Below are 20,830 nucleotides of genomic sequence, written 5' to 3'. Positions count from 1 at the left end.
AAACGGAGCTTGTGCCCAGACGGCACAGCAAAACACCCCGGACAGTGGCTGTCCGGGGTGTTTTGCTGTGTGTCTGCAGACGGGCGGCTCTGGCGACATTTTGCCAGAGGCAAAAGTCTTGAACCGACCCTGCGGATTCGGCTTATCCATTTCAAAAATTTGCCTGTAAATTTTTCGTTGGCTGTAGGCTGGTGACTGCTGACTAGTGACTGGAAGGGGGTATTCACACCTCCCTCGGATACACCGTCAAAAAATGGTTCTGGGCGTCTTTCAGGGCGGCGATCACCGCCTTCTGGGACAGGGCCAGAAACCGGCTGCGGAGTTCTTCCACCATCCGGTCCATGTCCTTCAGCAGGTTTTTCCCGATCAGGATGTCTTGGAGAAAGGCGATGGTGTCCGCCATGATCATGTTGGCGCTGCAGTGGAGGATCAGGCCGGTGTTCCGCTGGATTACTAGGCTCAGGGTGAAGGTGCCGTACAGGGTATTGATCACATCTTCCCGGGATACTTTGGCCACCCCGGTGACAAAAATGGAATCAGAAGGATAGTGTTTGTCCATAGAGGAAAGCTCCTTTGCAATGAATTGATTTTAGGGTATCACAAAAAGCCGGCAGGGGTCAATGACAGGACGAAAAATTCACAAAATTCTGTTGCACTGCTGACGGGAATATGCTATACTAAACATGTTATGAAGAAAGTATAAGACAACTGGATAAATCCTTATGGATCTGGGAACAGTTTCCCCTGTTTCTGACCGTCTGTAAGGCCTGGATCGGCAGTCCTTCCCCATGGGACTGTCTGTTCAGGCCTTTTTTGTTTGAGTTCAGGAGGTAAAGTATCATGATGCAGGCAAAGCAACCCATTGGCGTAATCGATTCCGGCGTAGGCGGGCTCACCGTCCTGAAATGGCTCCAGGCCAAGCTGCCCCACGAAGATTTCATCTTTATCGGGGATACGGCCCGGACCCCTTACGGCAACCGGCCCCGGGAAGAAATCACCCGGTTTGTGGGAGAGATGACCGACTGGCTGGACAAACGGCACATCAAACAGCTGGTGGTGGCCTGCAATACCATTACGGTGCTGGGGCTGGACGTGATCAAGGGGAACCATTCCTTTGACGTGATCGGCATGGCCAAAGGCGCCCGGATGGTCCCGGGAGTGACGAAGAACAACCGGGTGGGCTTTTTTGCCACGGATTTCACCGTATCCACCGGGGCCCACAAACGGGAAATCCAGCGGATCAGCCCGGAAATCCAGGTGTTCGGACAGGGGTGTCCCAAGTTCGTGCCGCTGATCGAAGGAGAGAAATTCGGCACGCCGGAACTGAAGGCGGCCATCCACGAATATGCGGACAAGCTCCGGGAACATCATGTGGATACGGTACTTCTGTCCTGCACCCATTATCCCTTTGTCCGGAAGGAAATCGAAGAGGAATTCGGTCCGGAAGTGACCATCCTGGATCCGGCGGAACGGACCGCCCAGGATGCTCTGGAAAACCTGGAAAAACGGGGGCTGGCACGGACGGATGGCCTGGGCCGGGCGGAAGTGTGCTTTACCGCCGACCTGGAACGGGGACGGCGGCTGGCGGCCCGGATGCTGGATCTGAGCAAGTGCAGCTTCCATCTGATCGATTTGAAAAAAGATCCGGAACAACCGGAAAAAGAAGGAAAAACGGCGTGAAAAATAAGGGATTGTTGCCTGGGCAACAATCCCTTATTTTTTCAAAACAAGATAAATTGTGATGGAATGTGGAATTTTTAGAAATGTTCGTATATAGTAAAAAGAAATGAAATAATCATTATCAGGCGGGGAGTGAAAAATTATGGAAAACAAAGAACGGCGGGATACCATCCTGGCCATGCTCCGAAAAGCCGACAAACCGGTGACCGGAACGGACATGGCCAGGGTATGCCAGGTAAGCCGTCAGATCATCGTAGGAGACATTGCCCTGCTGCGGGCCAGCGGAACCCCCATCATTTCCACCCCGCGGGGCTATCAGCTCCAGGAGTTCCGGAAACACGGGGTGCAGGAATCCTTCCTGTGCCGCCATGGGGCGGACCAGGTGGAGGCGGAACTGAACGCCATTGTGGATAACGGGGGAGTTGTCCACAATGTGGTTGTGGAACATGAGGTATACGGCTTCATGGAAGGGGAGCTGAACCTCCGGTCCCGGAGAGACGTGCAGCTGTACATCCAGCGGATGAAGGAGACAAAGGCACCGCTGCTGTCCACCATGTCCAACGGAATCCACACCCATCTGGTGGAAACCAACACCGAAGAAGAAATGGAAGCCATCCGCAAAGCCCTGGAGAAACTGGGGGTGCTGGTGGAATAAAAGAAAATGCAAAAGGGGCTGCCGCCTACGCGGCAGCCCCTTTTGCATCCATCACCATCCCTGCCAGGATGATGGCGAAGCCGGCAAGGACCATGGGACCCGGGTACTGGTGGAGGAACAGGGCCACCCACAAAGGTCCCAGGATCATCTCCCACAGGGCCAGCACCGAAGCTTTCCGGTCGGGGATTTTCTGGACTCCCAGGTTGAAGAATCCGTAGCCCCCGGCCACCTGGACCATCCCCAGGATCAGCATCATCCCCCATTCCTGGCCGTTCATGGCCGGCAGGGCAGCCCGGGCGGTGGGGAACAGGAGAAAGACCGCCAGGGCGGTGAACAGGTTCCCGATGGCGGTGATCCCCAGAGCATTGGTCCGGGTGGCTTTCTTGGAGGCCAGGCTCATGCCTGCAAAGAAAATCCCTTCCGTGAGGGCAATCAGGTTCCCCAGAGGATGGGAATCCCCGCTGCCTCCGGAGAGCATGAAGCACAGGACCCCGGCCATGATCACCGCCACCGGCAGGAAGGCCCGGCGGCTGAAATACCGGGTCTGGAACCAGTACAGCAGGAACAGCCAGATGGTGGCGGTGTACTGCATGCCGATGGCAATGGCGGCGGAAGTCAGGGACAGGGAAACAATCACGCTGAGACACAGGGCACAGTAGGCCAGGACATAAGCCAAGAGGTACCGGTTCCAGGCGATTTCCCGGGGCCGCACAAAAGGCAGCAGCACCAGCCCGGCGATCAGGGAACGGAGTCCGCAGATCAGGAAGGGGTCCAGGGTCAGATACTTCACCAGAGGGGAATTCAGGCTCCAGCAGACAGCTCCCAGAAGGACCAGGGCGCTGCCGGACAGGGCAGGGAGACGGGGCATGGGGATACCCTCCTTTCCAATGAGGAAAAATTCGTACTTGACGTTTAATCACGATTAAAATATAATCATGATTATAAACCAGCTATATTATAAAAGCGGCCTGAAAAATTGTCAACCATCTTCCCGGAACGGGAATCAGGATCAGCAGTCAGGAGGTGCCCTGCCCCATATGGAAAACCAAAATCAGGAAACCCAAAAACAACAGCGAAAGGAACTGACTCTCCGGCAGAAGCGGAACATGATGTATTTCGTGGAAGCTACGGAGAAAATCCTCAAGGAAGAGGGAATCCCCGGAGTGACCATCCGGCGGATCGCCGCCGAGGCCGGGTACAACAGTGCCACCCTCTACAACTATTTCCAGGACCTGGACGAACTGATCCTGTTCGGATCGGTGTGCTTCCTCCGGGATTACCTGCTGAGCCTGGCCAGGCACCTGGAACCGGAGATGACTGCCCTGGAACGGTACCGGACCATCTACCGGTGCTTCAATGAAAGAGCCTTCCGGTTCCCGGATATCTTCTACAACATGTTCTTTGGCCGGTACAACGCCAAACTGGGCCATGTGATCCAGGTCTATTATCTGGACCTGTTCCCGGAAGAACTCCAGGGACTGCCGGCGGATGTCCGGGAAATGGTGGTCCGGGGCACCCTGGTGGAACGGGATCAGGTAATGATGAAGAGCCTGGTGGAAGAAGGGTATGTGGCCGGAAACCGGGCTTCGGAAACCCTGGAAATCATCGTGGCTCTCCATGGAAGCTACATCCACCGGGCCTGCCTTTTGGGCAGCAGCCTGGACCGGCCCCTTCTGGAAAAGCAGTTCCTGCACATTTTCGACTATGTCCTGGCAGCAGCCAGACCCGGGGAAACTACCCGGGGCAACCGTGATCAGACAGTCTGAAAAAGGAGTGGTACAAAATGGCGGAAGAAAAGAAAAAAGGCTTCAAGCTCCATGCTCTGAACCCCATGGTCCTTCTGGGCATCATTATGTTCCTGGCTTTCCTGGCCTCTTACATCGTCCCGGCCGGGGAATACAGCCGGGTGATGAACCCCGTCCTCAACAAGGAAGTGGTGGATCCCGCCACCTTCCATTACATCCAGCAACAGCCGGTGAGCCCCTTCTATCTGTTCCAGTCCCTGACCCTGGGACTCCAGAACGCAGCGGAAATCATTTCTTTCCTGTTCATCATCGGGGGCATGTTCGCCATTATGGACGCTACCGGAGCCATTAACGCCGGACTGTCCAATGTGGTGGAAAAGATGAAGGGCCGGGAACTGATGATGATCCCGGTGTGCATGGTGCTTTTCAGCCTGCTGTCCGCCTTTGCCGGCTGTTTTGAAGAATTCCTGGCTTTCACCCCTCTGGTGATCGGGGTTTCCGTGGCCATGGGGTTCGATTCCCTCACCGCCATTGCCATTGTGTTCTGTGCGGCGCCGGTGGGTTATGCGGGAGCCATGACCAACCCCTTTACCATCGGGGTGGCCCAGGGCATTTGCGGTCTGCCCATGTTTTCCGGTATGGGACTCCGGGCTGTGCTGTTTGTGGTGATGAACATCGTAACCATTCCCTATGTGATGTGGTATGCCAACAAAGTCCGGAAGAATCCGGAACTGAGTACGGTCCGGGAAGAAGACCTGCTGTACAACAGCCATCTGAAACTCCAGGAAACTCCAGTGATCACCCTCCGGCACAAACTGGTGCTGGTGCTGTTTGTGGCCACCATCGGTGCCGTGGTCCTGGGCGTACTGAAATTTGACTTCTACATCAACGAAATGGCCGGGCTGTTCCTGGTGTGCGGGATCCTGGCCGGGATCATCGGGGGCCTGTCCTCCGGGGAAATCGCCGATGCTTTCCTGGCCGGCTGCAGCAACATGCTGTTCGCCAACCTGGTCATCGGCATGTGCAACGCGGCGGTGCTGATCATGCAGAACGCCCACATTATGGATACGGTGATCCACTACATGGCCAGCCTGCTGAACGGGCTGCCGCCCACTCTCAGTGCCTGCGGCATGTTCATCGTCCAGGATCTGTTCAACGTGCTGGTGCCTTCCGGCAGCGGCAAGGCGGCCATTACCATGCCTCTGTTTGCCCCGCTGGCGGATCTCATCGGGGTCACCCGGCAGACGGCTGTGCTTGCTTTTCAGATGGGGGATGCCTTTACCAACGTGTTTGCTCCCACCAGTGGGGAAGTGGTGGCCGCCTGTGCCATGGCCCACATCTCCTTCGGGAAATGGTTCCGCTGGCTGGCGCCTCTCTTTGCCATCTGGTGCGTGGTGGCCATGGTGTTCATGGTGATCGCCGTCCAGATCCACTATGGTCCGTTCTGACAAGGAGGCAGTATGATGGAAAAAGAAAATTTCGGCAGCCTGGAAGAACTGCTCCGGCATCCGGTGTTCCGGCACTTTGCCCGGATCTGCCAGATCCCTCACCCTTCCTTTAAGGAAAAGGCCCTCAGCGATGCCCTGTTCCAGTGGGCCCGGGAAAAAGGCTATGCTGTCCGTCAGGATGAATGGAACAATGTGCTGCTGCGGAAGCCGGCTTCTCCCGGGTATGAAAACCGGCCGGGGGTCATGCTCCAGGCCCATCTGGACATGGTCTGCCAGAAGGCAAAGGGGGTGGAACACGACTTCCTGCAGGATCCCATCCATCTGGAACTGGAGGGGGATATCCTGTCCACCGGAGGGCGGACCACCCTGGGGGCCGATGACGGCATCGGGGTGGCGCTGGCTCTGGCCCTTTTGGAAGACGGGTCCTTTGCCCATCCGGAACTGGAAGTGCTGCTGACCACCGCCGAGGAAGAAGACCTTAGCGGGGCCCAGAATGTGGACGCCAGTGATTTCCGGTCCCATTACCTGGTGAACATCGACAATGCGGTGGAACGCCATTCGGTAACCGGCAGCTGCGGAGGCTTCGGGGTGAACTTCCACCTGCCGGTGACCTGGGAAGCGGTGCCGGAAGGGGCCCGGTTCTTCCATCTGAAGGTGGAAGGGCTCCAGGGAGGCCATTCAGGGGAAGACATCCACCGGGGCCGGGGAAACGCCAATATTTTCCTGATCCGGATGCTCCTGTCCGCCCGGAAAGAAATGCCCCTCCGGCTGTCTTCCCTTCATGGAGGCACCTTCCGACTGGCCATTCCCCGGGATGGGGAAGCGGTGGTGCTGGTGCCCCGGGGCAAGGAAGAAGCCTTCCTCCAGGCGGTGAACGCTGCAGCGGAAGAACTGCGCCGGGAATACAAGGCCGTGGCTGCCAATCTGAAGATTTCCGTGGAAGAGACCCAGGGACCGGACAACGGACTGGTGGTGTCCCGGGAAGTGACGGACAAGTTCATCCAGGTGCTGGTGCTGTCTCCCAACGGAATCTCGGAAATGAATGCCGCCGTGCCCGGGGTGGTCCAAAGCTCCGACAACCTGGGAGAAATCCGTCTGGAACGGGAACAGAACCGGCTGGTGGTGGTCTACGAGATCCGCACCTCCTTCCGGTCCAAGGCGGAATACATCTGGGATAAAATCCATCTCCTGGCCCAGATGGTGGGGGGGACCTGCGAGAAATTCGCCGCCTATCCCGGCTGGCCCCATGATCCGGATTCCCGGCTGACGCCCCTGGTCCAGCAGGTGTATGAGGAAACCTTTGGAGAAAAAATGGACGCCACTCCCATCCATTCCGGCCTGGAGTGCGGATGCCTGATCGAGAAGAAACCGGACCTGGACGCCATCTCCCTGGGCCCCGACTGCTGGGACCTCCATTCTCCTCAGGAAAGGCTCAGCGTAAAGAGCACCATCAGGATGTATGAGTTTTTGAAGAAGCTTCTGGAACAAATTGCATAAAAAATAAGGGGCTGTGAAGAAAGAAAAGATTCACTTCTTCACAGCCTCTCTGGTCGCAACCTGCGACCGGGGGTGTGGATTTTCCACACCCCCTTCTTTTATTTTCCCAGCAACTGGATAAAGGCCCGGACTGCGTATGGGGTAAATTCCCTGTCCGGCAGCAGGGTATGGAAGGTGCGGATGCAGTCCCGATCAGAAAGCATGAAGAACAAAAGGGTTTCGCTGTCCCGGGAAACCATGGCATCACTGACAAAGGTGGCGGCCAGTCCATGCTCTGCCAGCCGGTAGGCGGTGGCCAGCTGGGAAAGCATCAGTTTGACATGGGGAGTGAAGCCGGCTTCCCTGAACAGGATCTGACAGCGCTGATGGAGGTTGTTTCCTGGGGTCAGAAGGATGAAGGGCAGATCCTGGAATCGGGCCAAAGGGAGGGAGGGGCAGTCCGGCTGACCGGCCCGGCCTTCCAGCACATCCTGGCAGGTCAGGGCACTGGGCAGCAGCGGATCAGGCAGTGGATAGGAACGGGGCACAGCCAGCAGGATCTGGTCCTGAAAAGCCCGGTAGTGATGGCTGTGGCGCCGGATGATGGTTGGATCGCAGCTGAAGGTCAGATCCAGGTCTTCTCTTTCCAGAAGGGATAGAAGGGCATCAGAACCTTCTTCAATGAGCTTCAGCTGAATCCTGGGGTATGTTTCTGCAAAGGCTGTCAGCAGGTTGGGGATTTTGTAAGAAAGGATATAATGGCTCCCTCCGATGGTGAGACTGCCTGTCTGGAGATCTTTCAGCTGCTGGACTTCCCGGTCCAGATCTTTTTCCAGGTGCTGCATTTTCCGGATGGCTTTCAAATAAAGGACACCGGCTGGGGTCAGCTGTATCGGGCGCCGGTTCCGGATGAACAGAGGCATGCCGATCCGGGCTTCGATCTTCCGCAGGGCGATGCTCAGGGCAGGCTGGGTGATAAACAGTTTTTCTGCGGCCCGGGTAAAACTGCCTTCCCGATAAATGGTGTAGATGTATTCATAGTCGGCATTCATGGAATCCACCTCTTCTTATAAAACTAGTTTATAGAATTATATATATGATAAATTGGATTATATAGCAAAAGAATGATATTGTAAATATAAGAAAAATCAAGGAATTCCGAAGGGGAGGAAAAGTATGAAAATCAATGGACTGCTGATGGACGACCAGGACAATGTGGTCACCTGTGTGGCCGAAATCCGGAAAGGGGATCAGGTGGTTTATCAGAAAGATGGAAAAATGGAAACGCTGGAGGCAAAGGAAGACATTCCGTTCTGTCATAAAATCGCCCTGGTGGATCTGCCCAAGGATGGTTCGGTGATCAAATATGGAGAATTGCTGGGAAAGACCCGGGAACCCATCGGGAAGGGCCATTGGGTCTCTGACAAAAATATCTTCAGTGTGCCCAGAGATTATGAACAGGAATTTGTAAAGGAATAAGGAGTGACAATCATGGAATTTTGGGGATATAAGAGAAAAGAAGGAAGAGCCGGGATCCGCAATCATGTCCTGATCCTGCCCACCTGCGCCTGCGGCAGTGAAACGGCCCGTATCGTAGCCAGCCAGGTCAAGGGAGCCGTAAACATCATTTTCAATACCGGATGCTCCGATGTGGCGGCCAACACGGCCATGTCCCAGAAGGTGCTCACAGGATTTGCCTGCAACCCCAATGTGTACGGGGTGGTGATCATTGGTCTGGGCTGTGAAACCGTACCTCATCTGAAACTGAAGGAAAAAATCCAGCAGATGACCTCCAAACCGGTTGTTTCTTTTGGCATCCAGGACGAGGGAGGCACCCTGAAGACCATCGAAAAAGCAGTCCGGGCGGCCCGGGAAATGGCAGCGGAAGCAGCGCTCCAGCAGAAAGAACTGTGTGACATTTCCAATCTGCTGCTGGGCATCGAATGCGGCGGATCCGATGCCACCAGCGGCATTGCCAGCAACCCGGCTGTGGGAGAACTGAGTGACCTGCTGGTGGACCTGGGGGCTTCTACCATCATGAGCGAATCCATCGAATGGATCGGTGCGGAACATGTACTGGCCAAACGGGCAGCCACTCCCCACATCCACAACCAGATCATCCAGATCTGCAAAGACTATGAGGCCCATCTGATGGCCGCCGGCCAGGACTGCCGGGCCGGGCAGCCTACCCCGGGGAACAAGGCAGGGGGACTTTCCACCCTGGACGAAAAGAGCCTGGGCTGCATCCGCAAAGGCGGTACCCGTCCCATTGTGGAAGTGCTGGAACAGGCAGCACGGCCTTCCTGCCAGGGCGCCATTGTGATGGATACGGCAGGGTACGACATTTCTTCCGTAACCTCCATGGTAGCCGGGGGCTGCAATGCGGTAATCTTCACCACCGGCCGGGGGACGCCCACCGGGAATGCCATTGTACCGGTCATCAAGGTTACGGGCAATGAACGGACCTACCGGAAAATGGAAGACAACATGGATGTGGATGTAAGTGCCATTGTCCGGGGCGAAAAAACCTTCAAGGAATGCGGCAAAGACATGCTCCAGGTGATCCAGGATGTGTGCAACGGCAAAATGACCAAAGCGGAAGCTTTTGGCTTCTCGGATATTGCCGTGGATCATGTGTGCCGGTTTGTCTGATGGAAAAAGGGAAAAGGAGAGCGATGAAAAATGGGATTTATTTGTAAACCGTGGAATCGGCTGAGCCTTTTCACCCGGATCATGATCGGGTTTGTCCTGGGGATTGTCCTGGGACTGGTCCTGGGACCCCGGGCCGAAGTGCTGAAGCCCCTGGGGACCATCCTGACCAATCTGCTGACCATGGTGGTGGCTCCTCTGGTATTTACCCTGCTGGTCTGTGCGGCAGCAGATGTGGGAGACGGCAAACGGCTGGGACGGATCGGCATCAAAACCGTCATCATCTTCCTGGTCAGCACGGCATTGGCCATTGTCCTGGGGCTGGTGGTGAGCAACATGATGAACATTGGTGCCGGGGTGGAACTGAGCAATGTGGCAGCTCCTCAGCCCAAGGGACAGGCACCGGCTTCCATGCTGGATACGGTGATCAACATCATCCCGGTGAACATCTTTGCTTCACTGGCCAAACAGAATCTGCTCCAGATCATTTTCTTTGCCCTGATCATGGGCTTCGCCCTGCTGAAACTGGGTGACAAGGGCAAGCCCCTGCTGGACTGCTGCCGGGCAGGCCAGGAAGTGATGAAGGAAATCACCAACATGGCTCTGGAATTCACTCCTTACGGGGTGCTGGGACTGATGGCCTCCGTTGTGGGGAAAAACGGGACAGCCATCCTGATCCCCTACATCAAGACCATCGGGGCTATGTATCTGTGTGCTGTGGTGTATCTGCTGGTGGTCCAGGCTGTTCTGATGGTGGGCGTATTCGGCCGGGTCAGTCCCCTGAAATTCCTGAAGAACATGAAGGAAGCCATGACCTTTGTGTTTGCCACCTGTTCCAGTGTGGCCACCATCCCCCTGAATCTGGCCTGTGTAAAGAAAGTGGGGGTGGATGAGGAAACCGCCAATTTTGTGATTCCCTTCGGCGCCGTCATGAACATGAACGGGACGGCCATCTATGAAGCGGTTGCTGTGGTGTTCACGGCCCAGATCTTCGGGGTGGAATTGACCTTTACCCAGCAGGTGATGATCATGCTGACTGCCACCCTGGCCTCTATCGGGACTGCGGGAATTCCCGGGTCCGGGCTGGTCATGCTGACCATTGTGCTCAGTTCGGTGAATCTGCCCATGGAAGCCATCGGCCTTTTGGCAGGGATCGACCGGATCCTGAACATGGCCCGCTGCGTACCCAACATCGTGGGAGATGCGGCTACGGCGGTCATCGTGGCCCAGTCGGAAGGAACGCTGAAAAGATAAAAAAAGAATAGGGTGCTGTACCTTGCGTGCAGCACCCTATTCTTTCATTCTGCTGTTTTGGCTGCTTTTTCCACGGCTTCCGGCAGGGTCACGTCTTTACCCTGCTGGTAGTCGAACTGGAAGGCGAAGACCAGGGTGGAGCTTCCCAGCAGGCTGGTGAACATCTGCTGCTGCTCCGGGGTGATCTTTTTGGTCTTGGCGGCGGCATCCAGGATGTAACCGCCGGTGGTCTGGAGCACCGGGGTCATGTCCATGCCCAGCCGTTTCATCCGCCAGGTCTTTTTATCCAGCACCACTGTGTAGGGCACGTCCTTTACCTGGGCCACCAGGGACTGGATCTGTTCTGCATCCTTCTGCTTTTTGAATTCCGGATCCTGGGCCAGCTTATTGGCCAGCTTCTGGCCGTCCAGGGTGAATTCCAGGGTCTTTTCCCGGCTGGTTTCCTTGGTTACCTTGGCGGAAGACAGGTACTCCAGCAGTTCCTTTTCGGCTTTTTTGCTGTCCGGATTGGGCAGGAGAGGCAGGGTGTAGGGACGGACACTTTTGGCCCAGCCTTTGCCGCTGTTGATGTACTGGGTCAGCTGGCCTTTTTCCGCAAAGAAATAGGCGTCAATGGGCTGGCTGGCGGTCTGCTGGCCGGTGAGCAGGGTCAGCTCCCCGGTGCCGTGGAGATCTCCGCTGAGCTTTTCCATCCGGGTATTCTTTTTGTCTGTTTCTTCCACTCCGTTCCCGGTAAGGGACAGGTTCCCCACTCCGATGGGGCTGAACAGGGTGCCCTTCATTTCGTACTGGATGTATTTTTCCTTGGCCATGACGCTCTGGACACGGACCATGTCTTTCACCACAGCCTTGTCTACGGGAGAAGCAGCCTGGGCCAGGGAGCCGGCGGAAAGCACCAGCAGCAGGGACAGGCCTGCCGCACGGATTTTCGATAACAATGCCATAAAAAAAGCCTCCTTTTCAGATCAACGTCTGTTTGTTCCTTATTCTATCCTCTTAGCATGTCACATTCAAGGAGGAAAGTCAAAGGAAAAAGTTTTGAACTTTTCGGGAAGAACCGGTGCGAGGGCCGGGGGATATGGTATCATGACAGCAGATAACTGGAAAAGGAGAGGATACCATGAACAACGAAGTACTGGAAGCCATGCAGCTCCGCAGGAGCATCCGCAGTTTCAAACCGGACCCGGTGCCGGAAACCGATCTTCAGGAAATCATCAAGGCAGGACTCTATGCCCCCAGTGGCAGAGGCAGCCAGGATACCATCATCCTGGCCATTACCAACCCGGCCATGGTGAAGCGGCTGAGCCGGCTGAACTGTGAAATCGGCGGCTGGGCTCCGGATTTCGATCCTTTTTACGGGGCACCGGCCGTGCTCATCGTACTGGCGGACAAGACGAAGCCCACGGAAGTGTATGACGGGTCCCTGGTCATGGGGAATCTGATGCTGGCCGCCCATTCTCTGGGCCTGGGCAGCTGCTGGATCCATCGGGCCAAGGAAGAATTCGAACGGCCGGAAGGCAAAGCCCTGCTGAAAACCCTGGGTATCACCGGCGAATGGGAAGGCATCGGCCACTGCGCAGTGGGCTATGTAAAGGGAGATATCCCCATCGCTCCCCTGCGGAAGGAACATCGGGTGTATTGGATGAAATAAGGAGCATATTGCAGAGGCAAAATGCTCCGGTCGCGGGTCGCGACAAAAGGGGTGCTGCGTCAGCAGCACCCCTTTTAAAATACTTCCGATTCCGCCGTCCTCTGGTAATTCTTCTCCAGCATGGCTTTGTGGGAGAGAAAGCGGGGATCGTCGAAATATTTGGCCCCTTTGGGACAGTATTTGATGCAGGCCTGACATTTGATGCAGATGCCGGGGACTTCATCGGTGTTTTCCGGATTGATGGACCCCATGGGACACACCTGGGCGCATTTGCCGCAGTGATCGCATTTGGTCAGGTCCGTTTGGGGCTTGGCTTTCAGGAACTTGGCAGGCTGGCCGTCTTCTCCCAGAGGGATGTAGTAGGGGGCCACCGGGGCGTCTCCGTTGATGCTCACTCTTTCCAGAGGCTCTCCGCTCCGGAGTTTTCCTTCCACCCGGTCCAGCAGTTCCTGGAATTTTTCTTTGTCCTGAACCGTGGGATGATCCCGGCCGATGGCGGCAAAGGCGTGGGGAGCGGCAAAGGCACCGGCAGCGAACACCCGGAAATCCTTCTTTTCCAGTTCATCCCGAAGTTCCGTCAGAGAGCTGTCGTAACTCCGGTTGCCGAAGGTCACCAGGGCCACAGCCGGGGTCTTGTTTTCCGGATCTCCGGAAAACAGCTGCTGGACAAAGGGCAGGGCCTTGTTGGGAATCCGGCCGGCATAGGTGGGCATCCCGAAGATCACCAGGGTGGCGGGACCGAAGGTATGGAGAGTCTGCTGATCCTGGGGCAGGGTGAAGGAATGATGGGACAGGGTGACCCCTTCTGCATGGAAACGGCGGGCCAGCTGTTCCCCGAATTCCCGGACCAGGGCTTCCGTCTGACCGGTGGGACTAAAAGAAATGGCGGCAATATGGGTAATCAAGAACAAGACCTCCCTAAAGAACTGAATTTTCAGCCAATGGATTTTCTTTTTATCATACCTTATTTTCAGGAGAAAAGCCAGTGCCAGGGCCTTCCTTTCAAAAAATTTGCTACCGGTCCCGGAAATGGCCTATAATAAAAACAGCAAACCTACCAAAGACAGGGGGAATACCCATGAGTGAACTGATGATCCGGGAGGCCACGGCGGAGGACGCAGCGGCCATCCGTTCTGTTTATGCACCCTATGTGGAAAGCACGGTGATCACCTTTGAATACCAGGTGCCCAGTGTGGAGGAATTCCGGCGGCGGATCGCCCATACCCAGGAACGCTATCCCTATTTTGTGGCGGTGGAGGATGGCCGGGTGCTGGGGTACGCCTATGCCGGACCCTTTGTGGGCCGTCCGGCCTATGACTGGTCCGCGGAACTGAGCATCTATGTGGACTGCCATCTTCGGAAAAAGGGACTGGGAAAGAAACTCTACGGCGCCCTTCTGGAAGCCCTGAAAAAAATGGGGATCCTGGATGTGTACGCCTGTATCGGCTATCCGGAACAGCCGGACGAATACCTGGACTTCAACAGCGCCCAGTTCCATGCCCATCTGGGGTTTGAACCGGTGGGGCTCTTCAAAAACTGCGGCTACAAGTTCAACCGCTGGTACCATATGATCTGGATGGGGAAGAACATCGGGGAACACGGGAAGAACCAGCCGGCTGTCCGGCCCTATCCGGAAGTCCAGGCCGGGGAATAGAAAGGGAGGGGGAACCATGGAACAGCAGGTGGTGCTGGTCACCGGGGCCAGCAGCGGCATCGGCCGGGAAACCGCCATCCTTATGGCCCGGACCGGCCATGTGGTGTACGGGGCAGCCCGGCGCCTGGACAAACTCCAGGAACTGTCCAAATACGGGGTCATCCCCCTGGTGCTGGACGTGACCAAAGACTATTCCTGCCAGAACGCCCTCCAGCAGATCCTGAACCAGCACGGGACCCTGGACATCCTGATCAACAATGCCGGCTACGGATCCTATGGAGCGGTGGAGGACGTGCCCCTGGCGGAGGCCCGGCATCAGATGGAAGTGAACGTGTTCGGGGCCATCCGGCTCACCCGGATGGTGCTGCCGCTTTTCCGCCGGCAGCACCAGGGACGGGTGATCATGGTTTCGTCCATTGCCGGACGGGTCACAGGACCTTTCGGGGGCTGGTATCATGCCAGCAAATATGCTCTGGAAGCCCTCAGTGATGCCCTGCGGATGGAAACCGCCGGCCAGGGAATCCAGGTGAGCATTGTGGAACCGGGGCTGGTGCGGACGGCCTGGGGCCACATTGCCGCTGACCATCTGGCAGAGGTGTCCCGGCAGGGAGCCTGCAGGGCCTGGGGAGAGAAAATGGCCCGGGGACTCCATCGGCTCTACGACCAAAAGTGGCTGAACACCCCCCAGGATGTGGCCAAAACCATTTTCCTGGCGGCCAACGCCTCCCAGCCCCAGGCCCGGTATCTGTGCGGCAAGGGTGCCTGGCTGCTGCTTTTGGCCCATACCTTGCTGCCTACCGGACTGTATGACATGGCGGCCCGGTGGGTCATGAAAAAACTGTCCTAGGGAGGCGGTGCCATGGATATTTATCGACTGGGGAATCTCCAGCTGTCTCTCTTCCTGCTGATTCTCATTGGTCTGTACCTGCGGAAAAAGAATATTGTGGATGAACCGGGGAAACGGTGTCTCACCGATGTGTGCGTCTATGTGATCATTCCCTGCAACATCATCAAATCCTGTCTCATGCCCTTTGAAGGAAATATCTTCCTGACCTGCGGCCGGATCCTGGGGGCAGGGGCTGTGCTCCAGGTGCTCTTCATGATCCTGAACCATTTCCTGTTCAACCGGTATCCGGATACCCGGAAAAAGGTGCTCCAGTACGGCACCCTGGTGTCCAACAGCGGCTTTCTGGGCTATCCGGTGGCGGAAGGGGTCTATGGGGACCTGGGGCTGTTCTATGCCTCTGTGTTCCTGATCCCTCTGCGGCTGGTCATGTGGTCCGTGGGCACCGGATATTTCATGGCCCGGCAGGAAAGCCGGAAGGAAGTGCTGAAAAAGGTCCTGACCCATCCCTGTCTGATCGCTGTGTACATCGGGATCGTATTGATCCTGACCCAGTGGCGGCCTCCGGCTTTTCTGGACATGACCATCCGGTACATCGGGGGCTGCAATGCGGCCATTACCATGTTCATCGTGGGGACCATCCTGGCGGATGTGCCGCTTTTGACCATTTTCAACCGGGACAGCATCCTCTACAGCATCCTGCGGCTGATCCTGCTGCCCGGGCTGGCCTGGGGAGTCAGTGCCGCACTGGAGCTGGATCCGGTGGCCACCGGGATCGCGGTCCTCATGACCGGCATGCCTGCCGGAGCCACTACCGCCATTTTCGCCGCCCGGTATGGCAGCGACGCCCCCTTTGCCACCAAGCTGACGGTACTGTCCACGCTGCTCAGTATGTTCACCATCCTGTTCTGGTGCATGGTGCTGCCGGAGCCGTGAGACAAGGTGCTGTTGCATGCGCAACAGCACCTTTGTTCATCCTTTTGCCTCTTTTCTGCCTTATTTATTCTGCATCTTGGGATTATGATGTATAGTCAGTATTCTATGCATCACAGAAAGGCGAAGAAGGTATGCGTTTCCTTTGGAATTTCATCAAATATCTGGTGTTCCTGACCCTGCTGCTCCTGCTGGGAGCCGGATTCTATGCCGGGAATGCCGCGTACACCCAGCTGTTCACCCAGCCCTGGGACAAACTGCTGGCCATCGAGAACCATCGGAATGACCTGGACATGATCCATGGGCTGGAACGGAAATACGGCTGGGAACGGGTGGCCGTCACCTCCAAGGACGGTACCCGGCTCCAGGGAACCTACATTGAAAGCCCTTCAGGAGGCCATAAAACCGTCATTCTGCTCCACGGTCTGTACCAGAATCGGACCATGTGCGTTCCCTATGCCCGGATTTACCTGGCCCGGGGATACAATGTGCTGATGCCGGATATCCGGGGCCATGGGGAAAGCGGCGGCAATACCAATGACTGGGGAATCCACGATCCGGAAGACATGGACAGCTGGGTGGCTCTGCTCCGGCAGCAGGATCCTCAGGTATCCATCGGGTTCCACGGCATTTCCCTGGGTGCCGCCATGAGCCTGATCTATGCCGGCACCCCTCAGGGCCGGGACATGGCTTTCTACGTGGCAGACAGTTCCTATGGCAATGTACTGGAACTGGGCCGGGAAAAGCTCATGAACTATACGGAGGACCAGCGGATCCTTACCGGCATGGAAGTGCTGGATCCCTTTTTCCAGGCTTCCATGTACTACCATACCCGGAAGACCCTCCGGGATGTGGACCCGGCTTCCTGCGTCCAGCGGATGACCGCTCCGGTACTGTTCCTACACGGAGATGTGGACCGGCTGATTCCCCCTCACATTGCGGAAGAACTGATGGACCGGTGCACCAGTCCCCATAAAAAGCTGGTCTATTTCGAAGGATCCGGCCACGCCAACGAAATCGTGGACAATCCGGAAGGATATGCCCAGGCGGTGGGGAGCTTTTTGGAGAGCTTGTAAAAAATGGGCTGTGAAAAAATGATTCTTCATTTTTTCACAGCCCATTTTTTACGCGTATTTCTTCAACAGTTCCAGGAACGCCTCTTCATGGTCCGGATACCACTGGGTGAAGGGCTGGCCGGCTTCCAGGAGAGTCTGGTTCAGGTCCAGGAAGAACTGGGGCAGCCGGGCGGTGGCAATCAGGCCCAGAGGCTCGCTGATCTTTTCCTTTCCGTAGGCGTAGCTGCCTCCCGCGTACACCTGGAAGGCACTGGCCCGTTCCCCGTTCACCAGGGTGAAGGCCCCCCGGAAGCCCAGCGCCGCCAGGGATTGGACAGTGCAGGTGGAAGGGCAGCCGGAGAAGTGGCATTTGGGCAGATACCGGGTATCCACGCCCTTTTCCTTCAGGAAGGAGGCAATCCGGGCCAGGGTCCCATGAGAATCACACAGGCCCTGCTGGCATACAGCTGCGCCGATGCAGCTGACGGAATGTTCAAAGAGGGTGTGGGCGGTGTCCTTTTCTGTCAGGGCCGCCACCTGCCGGGCTTCTTCCGCCGTCAGGTTGATGATGTAGCAGGTTTCGTCCGCGTTGAGCCGCAGCTGGGCGCCTTCCATCTGAGAAGCTTCTCCCAGCAGCTGCCGGAACACCTGGATGTCCGGTACTCCGCCCAGGGGCTTGTATTCCACATAGTACAGCCCTTCCTGTTTCTGGCTGCGGATCCGGGGATCGGCCAGGACGGAATCGTCTTTCCCGGATTTGGTCAGGGGAGGGATGGTTTCCAGTTCCAGACGGGGGATCCCTTCTTCCCGGCACCGGGCCACTGCCTCCCGGAACGCCTTCCGGAAGGGTCCTTCGCCCATTTTGGTCAGGATGAAGCGGGAACGGGCGGTCCCCCGGTGTTCATAGTCCCCGTATTTCATATACACGTCCCGGGCATACCCCAGAATGTACCAGGACAGGTCATGGGGATCCACCTGGGTGTCGATGAGCACGCCGAACCGGCTGCCGTTGACTCCGAAGCCTCCGCCGGCATAGACATCGAAAGTGCCGCCGGGACGGGCTACAAAGCCCAGGTCCTTGAAAGTGGCATGGCCTTCATTGTCGATGCCGTTGGAGAAGCTCACCTTGTATTTCCGGGGCAGTTTCAGTTCCGGGATCTGGCTGATCACAAAGTTGGAAGCAGCCCGGATGGCCGGGGTCATGTCAAAGGGTTCTCCCTTTTCCACCCCGTGGAGCGGGCTGGCGGTGATGTTCCGGGGGTTGTCCCCGCCGGCTCCCGCACAGTAGATTCCCTGGTCGAAGCAGTCCTGGTACAGGCCCAGCACTTCCTGTTCCTGGAGATGATGGAACTGGAGGGCTTCCCCGGTGGTGAAATGGGCCAGGGAAACATGGTATTTGTCAATGGCCTGGGCCAGAAAGGCCATATGTGTCTGGTCGATGGTGCCCGCCGGAGAAGCGCAGCCGGAGCATGCTGCTGCTCGCGCCCCGTTCTCCATAGGAACCGAATTTGCCGGAAGTTCCTTTATATTTTCCGGGAGCCAGCTCTTTGGCATAGAAAGCCCGTGCGGCTTCCTGGAAGACCGGGAACTGGCTTCGGATCTTCTCTTTGGCAGTTTCAGAAATCTGCGTCATGGACGGATTCCTCCTTTGTGTGCTTGTAAATCCGGATGGATGGAATAGAAAAAGAATAACACATCCTAATTCATAGTGCAATAGTGTGATATAAGCAGCAGCCCCTCCTACCGCAGGGTCAGCAGACACACGGTCTCCACATGGCTGGTATGGGGGAACATGTCCACGGGCTGGACTTTCCGGACCACGAAGCCTTTGTCCCGGAGAATGGCCGCATCCCGGGCCAGGGAGGCCGGGTTGCAGGAAACATACACCACCCGCTGGGGACGGACTTTGGCAATGGCGTCCAGCACCCGCTGTTCACAGCCGGCCCGGGGAGGATCCAGCACCACCACATCGGGGCGGCTGCCCTGGCGGACCAGTTCGGGCATTTCTTTGGCCGCATCTCCGCACAGGAACTCTGCATTAGTCACCTGGTTGTCCCGGGCATTCTGCCTGGCATCCCGGATGGCCGGAGCCACGATTTCGATTCCCAGGGCCCGCTGAGCTTTCTGGGCCAGGAACAAGGTAATGGTGCCGGTGCCGCAGTAGGCGTCGATGACCTTCTCCTTTCCTGTAAGGGACGCGTACTGGAGGGCTGTTTCATAGAGCTTTTCCGCCTGGAGGGTGTTCACCTGGAAGAAGGAATGGGGAGAAATGGCAAAGGTGAATTTTCCCAGCCGGTCATGGATTACGCCCGGCCCCCAGATCACTTTGTTTTTGGGGCCCATGATCACATTGGTATGACGGGTGTTCAGGTTCTGGACCAGAGTGGTGAAGCCGGGGATTTCCTGCCGGAGCATGGCCGTCAGATCCTTCAGATGGGGGACCTGGGGTTCGTTGGTCACCAGCACGGCCATTACTTCCCCGGTACGGACTCCCACCCGGCCCATAATGTGCCGGACAATGCCCCGCCGGGCATCTTCTTCCAGAGCCGGGATCCGGAATTTTTCCATCCAGGCCCGGACCACCTGGACGATTTTGTTGTTGGTCTGCTGCTGGATCAGACAGTCTTTCACATCAATGACCCGGTGGGTGCCCTGGGCGTAGCAGCCAATGGCCAGGGTGTGGTTCCGTCCCTGGGCAGCCGGTACCTGCATTTTATTCCGGTAATGCCAGGGGTCCTCCGCTCCCAGGGTTTCCTGGACGCAGAGTTTGGAAAAATGGCCGATCCGTTCCATGGCGTCCACCACCGTCTGGCGTTTCAGGGCCAGCTGGGCCGGATAGGACAGGTGCTGGAGCTGGCAGCCGCCGCACTGGGCGTAGACAGGACAGGGGGGCTTCACCCGGTCCGGGGAGGGCACCAGCAGCTTCAGCAGCCGGGCCTGGCCGTAGCTTTTCTTCAGCAGGGTCACCTGGGCCTGGATCCGCTCTCCCGGCAGGGCTCCAGGGACGAAGAAGGTAAAGCCGCTGACTTTGCCCACCCCTTCTCCGGAGCTGCCCAGACCGGTAATGGTCAGTTCGATGTTCTCTTTGATTTTGAAGGGTAATTTGTTTTCTTTCATAATACTGTCATTATACCGTTGTCCCCGTTCCGGTGCAATGTTTCCGGCTGAAAAGTCGGTAAAGGGAAGGAAAGAATGGAAAAAGGAAGTTTGGAAATTATTTTGAACCATTTCCAAATGAATTGACAAAATAAACGGTTTTTACTATCATATTATTATAGAAGGACGCTGGGCTTGGATTCAGCGCCCGTTTTTTCAAATTGGGGAAAAAGGGTGCAGCAGGGAGGCGTGATCTTACTGTTGTTTTTATTGAGGGGGAGAAGTTTATGATGTGGAAAGAAGATGCATTGCTGCTTGTCTATGTGGCTTTGGGCGGCGCCCTGGGATCGGTGGCCAGATACCTGGTGGCTGGGGCCCTGAAGGGAGTTTGGAGCAATCATTTTCCCTGGGAAATGGTCTTCGTGAATACTTTCGGGTGCATCCTGGTAGGCTTTTTTGCCGCCTTCCTGTATACGAAACTTCCCCATCCCCGATGGGCCATGCTGCTGTACTGGGGGTTCATCGGCGGTTTTACGGCCTTTTCTTCCTTTATCAAGGAAGGGCTCCATTTCTTCCTCCATGGGGAACATGTAACCGGGTTCCTGTACCTGCTGCTCCAGAACACCCTGGGCCTTCTGGCGGCCAGTGTGGCCTTCTGGGCAGGAAAAACGCTGTTGTAAAGGGATGATG

Annotated in this window: 21 protein-coding genes; 14 read left to right on the top strand and 7 right to left on the bottom strand. The window is 56.6% G+C overall.

Annotated elements, in window-relative coordinates; all coding sequences use genetic code 11:
• Positions 1-223: 223 nt before the first annotated feature.
• Positions 224-559: a DUF3870 domain-containing protein gene (locus ACZOF8_RS02230; protein ID WP_022487582.1), complete on the bottom strand. Its 336-nt coding sequence runs from the start codon at positions 557-559 to the stop codon at positions 224-226.
• A 284-nt stretch (positions 560-843) separates the two neighbouring features.
• Between ACZOF8_RS02230 and murI the strand changes: the two genes are divergently transcribed.
• Together murI and ACZOF8_RS02220 are read left to right on the top strand one after the other, a co-directional pair.
• The gene (gene murI, locus ACZOF8_RS02225) at positions 844-1,680 is read left to right on the top strand and encodes a glutamate racemase (RefSeq protein ID WP_118287216.1); all 837 of its coding nucleotides are present in this window, start codon (positions 844-846) and stop codon (positions 1,678-1,680) included.
• Positions 1,681-1,822: 142 nt separating this feature from the next.
• Complete coding sequence (locus tag ACZOF8_RS02220) at positions 1,823-2,335, top strand: transcription repressor NadR (RefSeq protein WP_022487580.1); 513 nt, start codon at positions 1,823-1,825, stop codon at positions 2,333-2,335.
• A gap of 25 nt (positions 2,336-2,360) precedes the next feature.
• Here ACZOF8_RS02220 and ACZOF8_RS02215 read toward each other — a convergent pair whose 3' ends face one another.
• Positions 2,361-3,203: a DMT family transporter gene (locus ACZOF8_RS02215; RefSeq protein WP_487426514.1), complete on the bottom strand. Its 843-nt coding sequence runs from the start codon at positions 3,201-3,203 to the stop codon at positions 2,361-2,363.
• 169 nt (positions 3,204-3,372) lie between these two features.
• Here ACZOF8_RS02215 and ACZOF8_RS02210 point away from each other — a divergent pair, with 169 nt between their 5' ends.
• Genes ACZOF8_RS02210 through ACZOF8_RS02200 form a run of 3 tightly spaced genes read left to right on the top strand, consistent with a single transcriptional unit; the run spans position 3,373 to position 7,025 of the window.
• Positions 3,373-4,101, top strand: a complete 729-nt coding sequence (locus ACZOF8_RS02210) for a TetR/AcrR family transcriptional regulator (RefSeq protein ID WP_154487821.1) — start codon at positions 3,373-3,375, stop codon at positions 4,099-4,101.
• A gap of 17 nt (positions 4,102-4,118) precedes the next feature.
• Positions 4,119-5,528 (top strand): YfcC family protein, encoded by a 1,410-nt coding sequence (locus tag ACZOF8_RS02205; RefSeq protein WP_022487466.1) that lies wholly within the window; start codon positions 4,119-4,121, stop codon positions 5,526-5,528.
• Between the two features lie 12 nt (positions 5,529-5,540).
• Positions 5,541-7,025 carry an aminoacyl-histidine dipeptidase gene (locus ACZOF8_RS02200; protein WP_154487820.1) on the top strand — a complete coding sequence of 495 codons (1,485 nt, stop codon included), beginning with the start codon at positions 5,541-5,543 and terminating at the stop codon, positions 7,023-7,025.
• Positions 7,026-7,123: 98 nt separating this feature from the next.
• On the opposite strand, the gene ACZOF8_RS02195 is transcribed toward ACZOF8_RS02200, so the two are convergent.
• On the bottom strand, positions 7,124-8,056 hold the full coding sequence (locus ACZOF8_RS02195) for a LysR family transcriptional regulator (RefSeq protein ID WP_487426513.1): 933 nt from the start codon (positions 8,054-8,056) through the stop codon (positions 7,124-7,126).
• Positions 8,057-8,180: 124 nt separating this feature from the next.
• Between ACZOF8_RS02195 and ACZOF8_RS02190 the strand changes: the two genes are divergently transcribed.
• From ACZOF8_RS02190 to ACZOF8_RS02180, 3 genes are read left to right on the top strand one after another with little or no spacing between them, the layout of a single operon-like run.
• The gene (locus ACZOF8_RS02190) at positions 8,181-8,483 is read left to right on the top strand and encodes a UxaA family hydrolase (RefSeq protein ID WP_022487463.1); all 303 of its coding nucleotides are present in this window, start codon (positions 8,181-8,183) and stop codon (positions 8,481-8,483) included.
• 12 nt (positions 8,484-8,495) lie between these two features.
• Complete coding sequence (locus ACZOF8_RS02185) at positions 8,496-9,656, top strand: UxaA family hydrolase (protein ID WP_022487462.1); 1,161 nt, start codon at positions 8,496-8,498, stop codon at positions 9,654-9,656.
• A 30-nt stretch (positions 9,657-9,686) separates the two neighbouring features.
• Positions 9,687-10,907, top strand: coding sequence for a dicarboxylate/amino acid:cation symporter (locus ACZOF8_RS02180; protein ID WP_022487461.1), 1,221 nt, complete (start codon positions 9,687-9,689; stop codon positions 10,905-10,907).
• A 44-nt stretch (positions 10,908-10,951) separates the two neighbouring features.
• Here ACZOF8_RS02180 and ACZOF8_RS02175 read toward each other — a convergent pair whose 3' ends face one another.
• Positions 10,952-11,851, bottom strand: coding sequence for a hypothetical protein (locus ACZOF8_RS02175; RefSeq protein ID WP_022487460.1), 900 nt, complete (start codon positions 11,849-11,851; stop codon positions 10,952-10,954).
• A gap of 176 nt (positions 11,852-12,027) precedes the next feature.
• Here ACZOF8_RS02175 and ACZOF8_RS02170 point away from each other — a divergent pair, with 176 nt between their 5' ends.
• Positions 12,028-12,558: a nitroreductase gene (locus ACZOF8_RS02170; RefSeq protein WP_022487459.1), complete on the top strand. Its 531-nt coding sequence runs from the start codon at positions 12,028-12,030 to the stop codon at positions 12,556-12,558.
• A 74-nt stretch (positions 12,559-12,632) separates the two neighbouring features.
• Here ACZOF8_RS02170 and ACZOF8_RS02165 read toward each other — a convergent pair whose 3' ends face one another.
• Positions 12,633-13,463 carry a 4Fe-4S binding protein gene (locus ACZOF8_RS02165; protein ID WP_022487458.1) on the bottom strand — a complete coding sequence of 277 codons (831 nt, stop codon included), beginning with the start codon at positions 13,461-13,463 and terminating at the stop codon, positions 12,633-12,635.
• A gap of 173 nt (positions 13,464-13,636) precedes the next feature.
• On the opposite strand from ACZOF8_RS02165, the gene ACZOF8_RS02160 reads away from it, so the two are divergent.
• From ACZOF8_RS02160 to ACZOF8_RS02145, 4 genes are all read left to right on the top strand, one after another.
• The gene (locus ACZOF8_RS02160) at positions 13,637-14,212 is read left to right on the top strand and encodes a GNAT family N-acetyltransferase (RefSeq protein ID WP_022487457.1); all 576 of its coding nucleotides are present in this window, start codon (positions 13,637-13,639) and stop codon (positions 14,210-14,212) included.
• A gap of 16 nt (positions 14,213-14,228) precedes the next feature.
• The gene (locus ACZOF8_RS02155) at positions 14,229-15,059 is read left to right on the top strand and encodes an oxidoreductase (RefSeq protein WP_022487456.1); all 831 of its coding nucleotides are present in this window, start codon (positions 14,229-14,231) and stop codon (positions 15,057-15,059) included.
• A 12-nt stretch (positions 15,060-15,071) separates the two neighbouring features.
• Complete coding sequence (locus ACZOF8_RS02150; RefSeq protein ID WP_154487819.1) at positions 15,072-15,992, top strand: AEC family transporter; 921 nt, start codon at positions 15,072-15,074, stop codon at positions 15,990-15,992.
• Between the two features lie 131 nt (positions 15,993-16,123).
• Entirely contained in the window at positions 16,124-17,065 is a 942-nt protein-coding gene (locus ACZOF8_RS02145; protein ID WP_154487818.1) for an alpha/beta hydrolase, read from the top strand.
• Positions 17,066-17,113: 48 nt separating this feature from the next.
• Here the strand turns inward: ACZOF8_RS02145 and ACZOF8_RS02140 are convergent, their stop codons facing one another.
• Positions 17,114-18,541 carry a nitrite/sulfite reductase gene (locus tag ACZOF8_RS02140; RefSeq protein ID WP_487426512.1) on the bottom strand — a complete coding sequence of 476 codons (1,428 nt, stop codon included), beginning with the start codon at positions 18,539-18,541 and terminating at the stop codon, positions 17,114-17,116.
• Between the two features lie 243 nt (positions 18,542-18,784).
• Positions 18,785-20,161, bottom strand: a complete 1,377-nt coding sequence (gene rlmD / locus ACZOF8_RS02135; protein ID WP_154487816.1) for a 23S rRNA (uracil(1939)-C(5))-methyltransferase RlmD — start codon at positions 20,159-20,161, stop codon at positions 18,785-18,787.
• A 266-nt stretch (positions 20,162-20,427) separates the two neighbouring features.
• On the opposite strand from rlmD, the gene ACZOF8_RS02130 reads away from it, so the two are divergent.
• Positions 20,428-20,820: a fluoride efflux transporter FluC gene (locus tag ACZOF8_RS02130; protein WP_154487815.1), complete on the top strand. Its 393-nt coding sequence runs from the start codon at positions 20,428-20,430 to the stop codon at positions 20,818-20,820.
• Positions 20,821-20,830: the final 10 nt, after the last annotated feature.

This window comes from Acidaminococcus sp. (genome assembly GCF_057597765.1).
The sequence above is the reverse complement of the archived record's forward strand: the minus strand, read 5'-3'. Positions and strand labels throughout refer to the sequence as shown.